Source organism: Rhodobacter maritimus (genome assembly GCF_058747975.1).
Window position 1 is genome coordinate 2,984,295 of record NZ_CM179095.1, and the last position, 12,032, is coordinate 2,996,326.

Annotated in this window: 6 protein-coding genes; 2 read left to right on the top strand and 4 right to left on the bottom strand. The window is 63.1% G+C overall.

The window, feature by feature from the left end; translation table 11 throughout:
• Positions 1 to 6 precede the first annotated feature (6 nt).
• From AC4PTO_RS15090 to AC4PTO_RS15100, 3 genes are all read right to left on the bottom strand, one after another.
• A complete protein-coding gene (locus tag AC4PTO_RS15090) occupies positions 7 to 1,251 on the bottom strand; it encodes a glycosyltransferase (RefSeq protein ID WP_492729846.1) in 1,245 nt (414 codons plus the stop codon).
• Positions 1,252 to 1,379: 128 nt separating this feature from the next.
• Entirely contained in the window at positions 1,380 to 3,206 is a 1,827-nt protein-coding gene (locus tag AC4PTO_RS15095) for a hypothetical protein (protein ID WP_492729847.1), read from the bottom strand.
• A gap of 59 nt (positions 3,207 to 3,265) precedes the next feature.
• Positions 3,266 to 7,357: a PA14 domain-containing protein gene (locus AC4PTO_RS15100; protein ID WP_492729848.1), complete on the bottom strand. Its 4,092-nt coding sequence runs from the start codon at positions 7,355 to 7,357 to the stop codon at positions 3,266 to 3,268.
• 781 nt (positions 7,358 to 8,138) lie between these two features.
• Between AC4PTO_RS15100 and AC4PTO_RS15105 the strand changes: the two genes are divergently transcribed.
• A complete protein-coding gene (locus AC4PTO_RS15105; protein ID WP_492729849.1) occupies positions 8,139 to 9,614 on the top strand; it encodes a GumC family protein in 1,476 nt (491 codons plus the stop codon).
• Between the two features lie 4 nt (positions 9,615 to 9,618).
• On the opposite strand, the gene AC4PTO_RS15110 is transcribed toward AC4PTO_RS15105, so the two are convergent.
• Positions 9,619 to 10,599 (bottom strand): hypothetical protein, encoded by a 981-nt coding sequence (locus AC4PTO_RS15110; RefSeq protein ID WP_492729850.1) that lies wholly within the window; start codon positions 10,597 to 10,599, stop codon positions 9,619 to 9,621.
• A gap of 195 nt (positions 10,600 to 10,794) precedes the next feature.
• On the opposite strand from AC4PTO_RS15110, the gene AC4PTO_RS15115 reads away from it, so the two are divergent.
• Positions 10,795 to 11,964, top strand: a complete 1,170-nt coding sequence (locus AC4PTO_RS15115; RefSeq protein ID WP_492729851.1) for a glycosyltransferase — start codon at positions 10,795 to 10,797, stop codon at positions 11,962 to 11,964.
• Positions 11,965 to 12,032 lie beyond the last annotated feature (68 nt).

The following is a 12,032-nucleotide window of genomic DNA, read 5'->3' on the forward strand; positions in this document are numbered from 1 at the left end:
ATCGCCCTAGCCCTTCGCCGCGAACAGCGCGGCCAGCTTTGCGGCCTCGGTGTCGATATCGTGGCGCGCGCGCGCCCGTTCGGCCGCCGCCGCCCCCATCGCGGCCAGTTCGGCGCGCGGCGTGTCCAGCGCCGCGGCCATCGCGCCGGCCAGGCTTTCAACCTCGCCCGCGGGGACAAGCCAGCCGGTGCGGCCGGGCTGCACGAGTTCGGGGATGCCCGCGATATAGGTCGAGATCACGGGGCGGTGCTGCGCCATCGCCTCCATGATGACCACGGGCAGGCCCTCCATCAGGCTGGGCTGCACAAGGACGGTACTTTCGGTGATCAGGCGGCGCACCTCGTCGCTGCCGATCCAGCCGGTGATGGTGACACGATCGCCAAGGCCAAGCGCCGCGATGCGCGCCTCGATCCGGGCGCGCAACTCTCCGTCGCCGGCCAGCACGAGGCGGCAATCGGGATGCGTCCTGACCAGCGCGCCGAAGGCCTCGAGCAGCACCGCATGGCCCTTTTCGCCGCAAAGCCGCCCGATGCACAGAAGGACCGGGCTTTCGGGCAGCGGCGCGGGAGCGGGCGCGAAAAAGTCGGCCTCGAGCCCGCAATGCACGACCCGCACCTTGTGCCAGTCCGCCGGGTCGATATGGCGCAAAAGCTGGCTGCGGGTGTAGGAGCTGATCGCGGCGACGAATTTCGCGCCCCCCACCTTGCGCGGAAAGTTCAGGTTGCGGGCATTGTCGGCCTCATCCGCGCCGTGAATGGTAAAGCTGTAATCGGGCCCGCCCAGAAGGTGCAGCAGATAGGCGGTATCGGTCGAGTTGGTGCCGAAATGCGCGTGCAGATGGGTGATCCCTTCGCCCTCCAGCCACTCGGAAAGGCGGCAGGCATGGGCCAGCCAGATCAGGTGATAGGGCCAGGGCCGGACCGAATGGCGCGACATCGCCATCGCCGCGCGGAAGGCCTTCCACGTTGCGCCCGGCCTGCGCAGGGCGCTGCGCAGCACTGCCCCGGCAAGCGGCAACAGCCCGTCGGCCAGAAGATGACGGGTCCGGGCCTTTTCGGCGATGTCGGCGGGATCGACCACCTCGGCATCCCAGCCGCGCAGCGCAAAGCGCCGGACCGTCACGCCCTGGCGTTCAAGGGCAAGGATCTCTCGGCGGATGAAGGTATGGCTGACCTTGGGATACTGGTTGACCAGATAGGCCACCCGCAGCCCCTGGAATTGCGCGGTCGGGGGATCTGGATCAATGCTCACGGGCGGTGCCTTTCAAACGGGGCGGTATTCATAACGAGTGCGCAGCGGGGACCAAGAAGACGACATGGCCCCCGCCTCAAGAAAACATCTTTGTGCATATTCTATGGTGACGCGGGGGAAAAGATGCGTCAGGGCGCCGCCGCCGCATTGCGGGCCGATCGAAATGCCGCCAGCGCCGACCAGCGCGGATTTTCATCGTCGATATGGCGCAGCGCGCCCCAGCTTCCCCATTTTCCCGGCCGCCCGATATCGTAATAGGCGGTGAAGACGCCGCCGCCGATTTCAGTCCACCCCTGCAAAAGCTCTTGATAAAGGCGGCCCATCGCCTCGGTATAATTCAGATGCATGAAGAACTCGGTCAGGGCTTCATGTTCGACCCATTCGCCGATCCCTACGACATGGGTGCCGCCCTCATACATCACCAGCTCCAGCCCGCGATCCTGCGCGACCCCGGCGTGATAGGAGAACAAAAGCGCCATAAGTTCCTTGAGAGAGCCTTCCTCGCGCCCCGTGGCGGACCCGTCGCGCAATTGCTCCTCGGCGCGTTCGACCGCAAGGTCGAAGCGATGTGCGGCGACATAGTCCTGTAGCGCGGCACCGCCCAGCCCCTCGGCCCGGCCCGCGGCCTCGGCCGCGGCGCGGCTTTCGGACAGCCAGTCCAGAACCTTGGGCGGGGTATCGTCCCGCCCGAGCGCGCCGTCGAAATACCCCGTCACGGCATAGGCATCGAAATACTCTGCGGGGGGGCGGTTGTTCTGCGGATCTTCCGCCACCCATTTCGGCGCATCGAGGATCGAGGCCTCAAGCCCGGTCCAGCCGGTATGCGTGGCCAACACCAGCTTCAGCCGTGTTGCGGCCTCATCGCCATATTCGGCGCGCCAGGCACGGGCCATCCCTGCAGCGCGCATCCCGTAGAACTGCACCCAGGCGTCCTCGACCTTCTTGCCCCAGCGGGCCTGGCCTTCGGCATGGGCCCATTGCGCCTGCATGAATTGCCAGTTCCAGACCTCGTTGGAATATTCCACATGCGCGCGCCGGTCGGTATCCAGCCGCCCCCGGACAAGCTGCGCGAAGTTCTGGTTGAACGCCTCGTCGGCCAGATGCGGCATGGTGAACCACGGATCGGCCTTCAGACGGTTGGCCAGGTCGACCATCACCTCGGCCGGGGCGCCGCGCCATGTATAGGTATAGTCGCCCGGCTGCGGACGATCGGCCCAGTGCTGCAAGCTGCTGTTATTCGTGGCCATCCAGTCCATGAAGCGCAGGACGCTGACACCATCAAGCAATGCGAGCCATTGCGGATTGAAGACCTCGCCCGCCTCAAAGAGCGCAATCTGATCCTCGCGCACGACCGAGATATCCCGGATCGGGTCGGCCGGATCGGTGCGCGTGATAGCCACCCCCACAAGCCCGTCACCGCCGGGGGCATAATCGAACCAGATCTCGCCCGGCGCATATTGCACGTTCTGTGCATTGTAGCGCAGCATGATCTCGCCTTTCCCGGCATAGCGCAGCCGATAGCGGCCGCGCAACGAGACCGCCTCGGCGGGCTGTCCGGTCAGGACCAGAAGTTCCACCGCCTCAAGCTCTGGCGGGATCGAGACCAGCCAGCCATCGGCATTAAGATGCCCGCCTTCCTGCAATTGGGCATGTTCCCACCCGCCCCACTGGCCTCGGATATGACCGGTCCAGCTGCGCGCGGTCTTGATGTGGTCGATGAAGGGTTGCTGGGTGCTGTAATCAGACAGCCCGGCAAGTCCCATGCCAAGCGTCGCCCGCGCGGGGCCGGCCTGAACCTGACGAATTGCCGTCACGGGCAGGTCGCCGCGCCCTTTCAGGCCCAGAAGTGCCGCCCCGCCCAGCAGTGGCAGCGAAAACCCCGCGAAAACCACGCTGCGCCGCAGCCGGTTGACCCGGTTTTCCCCGTTTTCGCCTTGAGCACTGTCGTCAGACACAGCTTCACCCCATCGTAACGCCCCCACGTTACGATGCAGGCAAAATCACCCAAGCGCAATCACATCGACGGATCCCAGCCGTCCACGGTGACCGTTACGGTCGCCTGCGTATAGAAGCCCTCGTCATCCGCCGACCAGTAGGTGAAGCTGTCCGTTCCGGTGAACCCTTCGTTCGGGCTGTAAAGGACGCTGCCGTCATCCTGCAGGTAGACATCGCCGTGGCGCGGATCACCCAGCCCGTCGACACGCACATCGCCGCCATCGGGATCCCGGTCGTTGACCAGAACGTCGATCATCACATCTTCCCCGGCCGAGGTATGCGCCATGTCGTCCTGCGCCAGAACCGGGGCGCCGCCGAAGGTGATCAGCCCGTTGTTCTGTGCGCCGATGCCGTTCAGCTGCGCATCGGTCATCGCCAGCGTCACGACATGGCTGAACTTCAGCAGCTCGCCCGTGGCGCGGTCAGCCACGAAATCCTCGATCAGCATCACCTTCTGGCCCGATGCCGTGACATAGTAGCCATCGGTCTGGAGCAGGCGGTTGATGTTCTCGGGCTCGATCTTCTGGCGGTCGCCGTCGAACTGACGGTTCCGGGTACCGATCGAGTCGGTCTTCAGCCCGTCGAAATAGAAGGTTTCGCCCAGAGACAGGGTCGTGTCGCCCTGCATCACGAAGGAAAGCCGCCCCTCGACCAGGTCGTCCGAGTTCATCACCGTATAACGCGCGGTCGAAAGATGCGCCCAGGGCGTGCGGGTATCGGTGATATCGGCGTCGATGAATACGTGGCCATAATCGGCGTCGCGGCTGCCGAACGTGTGCTCGTTATGAGTCATGTCGACGCCGGTGTTGAAGCCGTCGACGCTGAGGCCGTTGAACGTGATGTCGAAGGCGTTGCCGATGACGGCCACGCCGGTTGCGGCATCGGCGACGGGCGCGGAGTTGCGCGTACCGATCAGATCGACATCCTTGATCGTGTAATGCGAGGTATAGGCGATCTCCATCCCGTTCGAGGTTTCCCAGTTCAGGAAACCGTCCAGGATGGTGCGCGTGTCATGATCCTGCCAATGGCTGGCCTTGACCACGACAAGGCCCACCTGCGTGCCGAAGGCCTCGTTATTGTGGAAGCCCTCGATCACCGTGCGCTCCACGTCCAGGTATTCGGCGCCATGCGCAATCTCGGGGTTCTGCAGGTTCGCCGAAAGCGGATCGCTCGGGGCCGAGCGATGCATCCAGACATAGCCGTGGGTGGTATTGGCCGCGACGTTGTCGGCAGCCTCGACCAGACGCCCGGCAAAGAAGAACCCGTCGCCCGTGCGGCCATTGTCGTGACGCCCCAGATCGGATTGCTGCTTGGCCGCGGCCTCGCCATAGCCGATCCCCTCGGCCCGGATCGCGATGTTGTTGATCCAGGACCCGGTTTCATCGCCATCCTCGGCGGCATAGGCGGCGCCGAAGACGTCGAAGACCACGTTATCGACGAAATCCGCGTGGCTGGAATGGTGCACCATGCCCCAGCCCGGAGAGCCATCGACCACGTTGCCCACCGACATGGCCGGGTTTTCCTGATCGAGCGTACCGGTCTTGTGGAAGTGCAGCGAATAGCGGCCCTTGACGTTGCTGTCGGCCGAAACGCTGGACAGCGTGCCCACATCGAAGGCGGGCTCGGACTTGTCGGTACGGCCCAGATCCTCGAATGCGGCATAACGCACGTCGACATCGTCGTTATGCATGAACATCACATGGCCGCGGTGATGGATCTCGCTGGCCTCGCCGCTCTCGCTCGAGATGGTGACGTTGCGCGTCATGTTGGCAACATAGGCGGCCAGATCTTCGCGCGGGGCGTCGTGATCGTAGCTGAGCGCGCGGTCGATGGTGACCGTGTTGCCGTTGATCGCGGTGATGTAGACTTCCTCGTCTTCGCTTTCCTGATAGACGACCTGGCGCTGGTTGTTGTCCCAGGTCCAGCCCTGTTTGTGGGTGCCGGTCAGGACCAGCTTGTCCCCCACCTGCCAGCCCGCCGGCAGCTCGGACAGCTCGATCAAGGTATCCCCGGCCATCGGCGCACGCGCCACGGTCATGAACGCTTCTTTCTCGGCGCCATGGATCTCGACCGAACCGTGCGAGATGACGCCGCGCGACAAGAGCGAGGGATCCCAGTTCACGTCGATATCGCCGTTGTCCGCGATGATGATCTGCGTCGTCACATCGGGATCGACCGGATTGTCGGCGGTGCCGATCTCCAGGCGGCCAGAGCCGGAGACGACCATCGTATCGACGACCATCTTCGTATCGGCATCGGTGGCGAAGGACAGCGTGCCATCCACGCGAACCGTGAACAGCGAAGCATCGCTTTCGCCGTCATAGGTTACCGAAACACCCTTTGGAATCAGAACCTTGGCATCGGCATCCGGGATGCGGCCCTGATACCAGGTCGCTGGATCGAACCAGTCGCCATTGGCCACGGCAACATGGGTCGCCTCGGAACGCGGCACGAGATCCAGCAGTTGCATATGCTCGGTCGCCATCGCGGCATTGTCGCCATGGGCATGGCCATCGGGCTCGGCCATGACGGCGGTCACGAAAGCCTCGATCTCGGCTGGGGTCTGGGGCAGATCGGTCGAGCCGCTGCCATGGTCGTGACCCATGCCGGTATCGTCACCACCCGTGCCGGTGCCCTCGTCCGTTCCGGTATCGGTGCCGTCATCCGTGCCATGGTCATGACCCATGCCGGTATCGCCGCCCGTGCCGGTGCCCTCGTCCGTTCCGGTATCGGTGCCATCATCCGTGCCATGGTCATGGTCCATGCCGGTATCGTCGCCGCCCGTGCCGGTGCCCTCGTCCGTTCCGGCATCGGTGCCGTCATCCGTGCCATGGTCATGGTCCATGCCGGTATCATCGCCGCCCGCGCCGGTGCCCTCGTCAGTTCCGGTATCGGTGCCGTCATCCGTGCCATGGTCATGGTCCATGCCGGTATCATCCATGTCATCCGACATATGGCTGAACGCGCCGCCACCGATCACCTCGCGGGCACCCTCGCTGTCAGGGCCTTGCCATTCCAGGCGCAGGCTCTGCTCGCCGTCACGCTCGAAATAGCGCACCTCGATCTCATGCGCACCAGCCTCGAGATCCAGCGTTACGCTCAGGTCCATCGTCCCATGCAGGCCGTCATTGTTCACGACGCGCTTGCCGTCGATATAAAGTGCCGAACCGTCATCCGACGTCAGATAGAACGTATACTGCCCCGCCTTCGAGACATTCAGCGCCCCCTGATAGCGGGCCGCGAAATGATCTGCCGTGCCTTCATCCCAGAACGGGTCGGTCGAGAGCAGCGTATCGAGTGAACCAACCATTCCCGAGGCGGAGGGCGTCGCGTCGAAGTCGATCTGGTCAAGCGACGATACTGCTGCCGGCAAAAGGAAATACGACGCGCGCAGCCCTTGCATCGCCATGCCCGACCCATTTTCCGTGCCGTCATCCGTGCCATGGTCGTGATCCATGCCCGTATCGTCACCGCCGGTGCCGGCACCGTCGCCACCAGTACCGGTATCATCCCCATCGGTGCCCGTGTCGTCGCTGCCCGCGCCAGCATCAGTGCCGTGATCGTGATCCATGCCAGAGTCATCGCCCCCCGCTCCGGCACCGTCATCCACCATCTCGGGCATGGCATGGCTTAGCGCATCGCCGTCAAGAACGACCCTGCGGCCATCGCTGTCGGGGCCGCGCCATTCGAGCCGCAGGCTCTGCTCGCCATCACGCTCGAAATAGCGCACCTCGATCTCATGCGTGCCGGCATCGAGATCAAGCCGCACCCGGCGATCCATCGTGCCATGCAGGCCGTCATTATCGATCACCAGCTCACCATCGACATAAAGCGCCGAGCCGTCATCCGACGTCAGATAGAACGTATAGCGCCCCGCTTGGGCCACTTCGACGCTGCCGGTGTAGCGCGCGGCGAAGTGATCGGTCGGACCACCTTGCCAGAACGCCCCTTCCGAGCGCAGCGTATCCAGCGACAGAACCGCACCGCTGGCCGTCGGCGGTGCGTCGAAATCAATCTGGGAAAGGCTGCTTACCCCGCTGCCAAGGGCGAAATACTCTGCATAGAAGCCCGGCATCCGCTCGGCATCGCCGGTCGCAACTTCTTGCGTCATGGCGGATGGCATGGACATCGAAACCGATTCGGCGCTGGCAGGCACAATCTCCGCCTGGGCGGGCTCGGACACGGGCTGCGTCACTTCTGGCTCCTTCGTGCGCGAAGGAAACAATCCGCTGAAAAGCTGATCGTAATTCAAAGTGAATCTTGCCATTGTTTCGCGTCCTATCTCATTTCGTCAGGGGCCGAAAACTTCCGCACACCCCTTTTTGTCCCGTGGTTTCAAAGCCAAAGCACGGCGCAAAACGGGCGAAACAGTGGCCCTGCCGCCCGCTTCCTGCAACCTGCCCTGACATCTGGCGACCCCGTCGACACTGCTTCCATCTCACACCGGCCGGACCGAGATCTTCCCGTATCGGTCACGTACCAGAAACCCCATCACCGCAAAAAGATCCCAAGGAATTGTAAAGGTTGAAACTTTTACCTAACCCATCCGAACACGGGCGCCTTGGACACCAATCCTGCGACGTCTTGTCCTCTTTATCGTTTCAGTGTGGAAGAAACGCAACACGGCAAGAGAATCTGCACCCCCGCTCGGCGGCATCATGCCAAGCCATTGCGCGGAAAAATGCCACAGTTACCCGCAACGCCCGGGAAGCAGGCTGTTTATCGACACGAAACAACCTTCTGCCCGGCCCCCACGCCAATCCGCAAAGACCACAGGCCGGCCGGATCAGGGCTAGCATCCCGGGCGGCGATCGCGGTATATGCGGCGCAATAGTTTTTTGCGGCGCGTCGCTGTCCCCGGGCTTCTGACGACGGATTACGAGGACATCGCGATGGGTCCGATCCAGACACTTGACGAACTTATTGGCATGCTGCGTCGCCGGTTACGGATGATCGGGACAATTTTCGGCGTGCTGATGGCGGCCGTGCTCTACTTCGCCTATATCCAGCCCCATACCTACGAATCCTCGGCGATCCTTCAGGTCGACAGCCCCTCGATTTCGGGGGATGCGGCATCTGGCGGTGTTACCACCGCGCAACGGTTGCAGCTGATCCAGCAGCGCCTGATGGCGCGCGACAGCGTTCTCGAGATGATCCAGAAGCATGGGCTGTTCCCCGAATTGCGGCAACTGCCCGAAAGCGACCAGGTGGCCGCCCTTCATGCCGCGACCCGGATCGAAAGCATTTCGGCGGTGCAACAGGGCTATGTCAACGACGGCCGCGTCGCCTCGCTGATCATCACGGTCAGCCTTGGCGACCCCGAGAAAGCCGCGGCAGTGGCCAACGATCTGGCCGCACGCGTCGTGGACCAGGATCTGCAAAGCCGTGTCGCGCAGGCCGAAGAATCGCTGAGCTTCTTTGAGGCTGAAGAGAAACGCATCGCGGACGAAATGACTGCGCTGGAATCCGAGATGTCGGAATTCAAGAACAAGAATGATGATGCCCTGCCTGACGGCCTGACCTTCCGGCGCGACGAGCTGTCCCGGCTTTGGGAAAACAGCCTGGATCTGGATCAGAAGATCCTGGAACTGGAACGCGAGCTTGCCGCGCTGGAAAGCGATACGGCGATGCGCATCGGCGAGGGGACGCCCGGCGCCAACCCCGTAGAGGAAGAGCTGCGCCAGCTTGAGGTGGAGCTTGCACAAGCGCGGCGCGTCTTTGCCCCCGGCCACCCGGAAATCCAGCGGTTGCAAACCCGGATTGAGGCCGTGACCAGCGGCTCGGGCGAAGCGCGCCTTGCCGCGGCCACGCGCCAGCGCCACATGATCGCCAGCCAGATCACCGCGCTTCAGGCCCAGAAAAGCCTGCTTGACGAACGCCGGGCCACGATCGAGTCCGCCATCAGCCGGATGCCCGAGGTCGAGCGCAACCTGAATACCTTCGAGCGCCGCCTGCGCCAGTTGCAAGACCAGCACAGCGTGGTGAACCGCCGCCGTTCCGAGGCGGAAACGACGCTCAAGCTTCAGGCCAGCCAGCAGACCGAGCGTTTCGAGGTTCTCGAACCCGCCCTGCCCCCGGCCCATCCCTCGAACTCGAAGCGCAAGAAGATCGCGGTGTTCGGCTTTGCGGCAAGCGCGGGCCTTGCCTTCGGCGTGGCTTTCCTGCTGGAAATCCTCAACCCGGTGATGCGCAGCGCCAGCCAGATGCAGCGGATGCTTGGCCTTCAACCGGTCGTCTCGATCCCCGAGGTCGTTCCTGCAACCAAGGGGGGCAGCACCCGCCGCCGCAGGTCGTCCGGCTTCCTGTCGGCCTGGCTTGCCGCAATGGTGCTGGCGGCACTTGCCGGCATCACGGGGCCCTTCGCCTGAGGAGCTAGCCGCCCGCCTGCGCCACGCCGGTCTTGGGATAGTTCGTCACGATCCGCCAGACGGTTTCCTGCATCAGCCGCGCCAGTTCCGCGTCGGGCGCATCGGCGGCCGTGCCATCCGCGCGGCGAAGCTGATGCGGAAGGCCAACCGGGCTGCGATGGTAAAGCACCGCGTAATGGGTCAGCGCCATCAGATAGGCGCCCAGATCGTTGAAGTGGATCATGTCCTGCGTGCCATCGGCATTCAGCGCAAAAAGATCCTCACGCCGGGCCGCATTCCCGACACCACCGCGCGCCTCAATCTCGCGCACGAGGGCGGCGAAGACCTGCCCGCCCGGAATCACATGGATCGGCCCGCCCAACCCCTCGCGCGCAAGCGCGGGGCGCAGAATTTCGCCCTCCCAGTAAAGGTCAAGGTCCCGGTCCAGCCGCTCCAGCCAGCCTTCGGGATCGTCCAGCGGGTGCCAGGTTTCGTAAAGATAGACGCGGGCCTCGGGGTTGGCTTTCCGCGCGGCCTGCGCCCAGAGGAAAAGATAATCGCCCGAGTGGAAATACCGGATCGCATCGCGGATCTCGACCATCTCGGTCACAATGAGCGCATCATATGTGCCGCTTTCAATCGCCTTGTGCGCGGGCTGGTGATTCGGGTGCGCGTTCTCCCTCCGATAGCCGTTGATCCTCACCAAAGGCTCCCAATGCGCGCGCAGGGCCGTTCCCCAACCCAGCTGGCTGTCGAATGCGTGCCCCTTACCGGCCAGCTGCGCCAACATCGCGGGCATGTCTCGCCCGACAAGGCTGTGGCCAAGGTGATAGACGCGCAACGGCCCCTCCGGCGGCAAAATCGGGTCGAAATACACCGCATCGGCGAGATCGGCATCCAGCGCCACAATCGGGGCGAGTTTTTCGCCATAGCGTAGGTGCCAAAGTTTGGCCCCCAATACGACAAGAGCGGCGGCAAGCACCGCCGCGAAAACAAGCATCGACATGCGAACAACCGGATTGAGGCGTTTTATTTTCAACAGCATAGGGCGTATGATCTGAGAAAGAGACTTACAGATACTGCCGCATCCTCTATCTTATTGCCACCTTTCGAAAACCTTTTTGCCTTCATAAAATTGCCCTCTAATCGTGTCAGATATCCCCGAACGCCCATCTCGAAAGAATACCGCATGCCCCCCAGAATGATGCCCCGTCTTATCATGGTGGCGCCCGCCCCCGTGATCGAAAAGCCCGGGGGGCTTGTGACGCTTGACAAGAAATTCGTCGAAGGCATGCGACTGCATTGCGAACATTGGCCGGGGCCGTTTTCCTGCATCCTGCGGCGTGGCAATGAGGCGATGCCTTTCGGTGCGGATTTCCGTCGCGCAGACCTGTGCTTCGACCTGAAGCTGATCGACGCCAAGGCACCGCTTTCAGCCGAGATGTTCGCCAATCAGGACATCGTGGTCCTTTCCGGCGACAGCCATCTGGAGCTGTTGCCGCCACGGCTGATCCAGAGCTTGCAGGCCAAGGTCGTCTATGTGGTGGAATACACCCTGCGCACCCGGCTTCAGACCGCTGCGCTGGATCGCGGGCGACCGGCGCTGAAACGGCTCTATTCCAAGCTGTGGCTGTTCTTGCAGGAGATTCGCCGCAAACGGGCCTTCCGCGCGGCAGCCGGGTTGCAGGCCAACGGCTATCCCGCTGACATGGCCTATGGTCCGCTGAACGAAAACCACCTGCTCTATCTCGACAACCGTATGACGACAGAGCTTTTCGCAACCGACGAAGAGATGCAGCGACGCAGGGCGCGCCTTGCCTCTGGCGCGCCGATCCGGCTGATCCATTCGGGCCGGCTGGAGCCGATGAAAGGCGCGCAGGATCTGGTGCCTGTCGCATTGATGCTGGCACGCGCGGAGATGGATTTTACGCTCGACATCTACGGTTCGGGCAGCCTGCATGACGAGATCGCAGCCGGTATCGTGCAGCACGGCCTGTCCGAAAGGGTTCGTCTGCATGCGCCGGTCGATTTCGAACGCGAACTTGTCCCTATCTCACGCAGCCAGGCGGATATCTTTCTGTCCTGTCACCGCCAATCCGATCCGTCCTGCACCTACATCGAAAGCATGGGCTGCGGCCTACCGATCGCCGGCTATGAAAACCTGATGTGGGCCACGCTTCTCAAACGCAGTGAAGCCGGCTGGTCGGCCCCGATGAGCGATCCCGAGGCCCTTGCCGCGCAGATTCTGGCCCTTGCCTCCCGCCGCGAAGAGATTTCGGACCGCGCGGAAAAAGGGCTGACTTTTGCGCGGCAGCACGAGTTCGAAGCAACCTTCCAGTCCCGTATGCGCCAATTGGTAAACACTCTGTAAACTCGAAAATTCCCCCTAGCGCGTTTCGTGATTCGCGCGCAGAAGATCAGTTATTGTTCTCTCCGGAG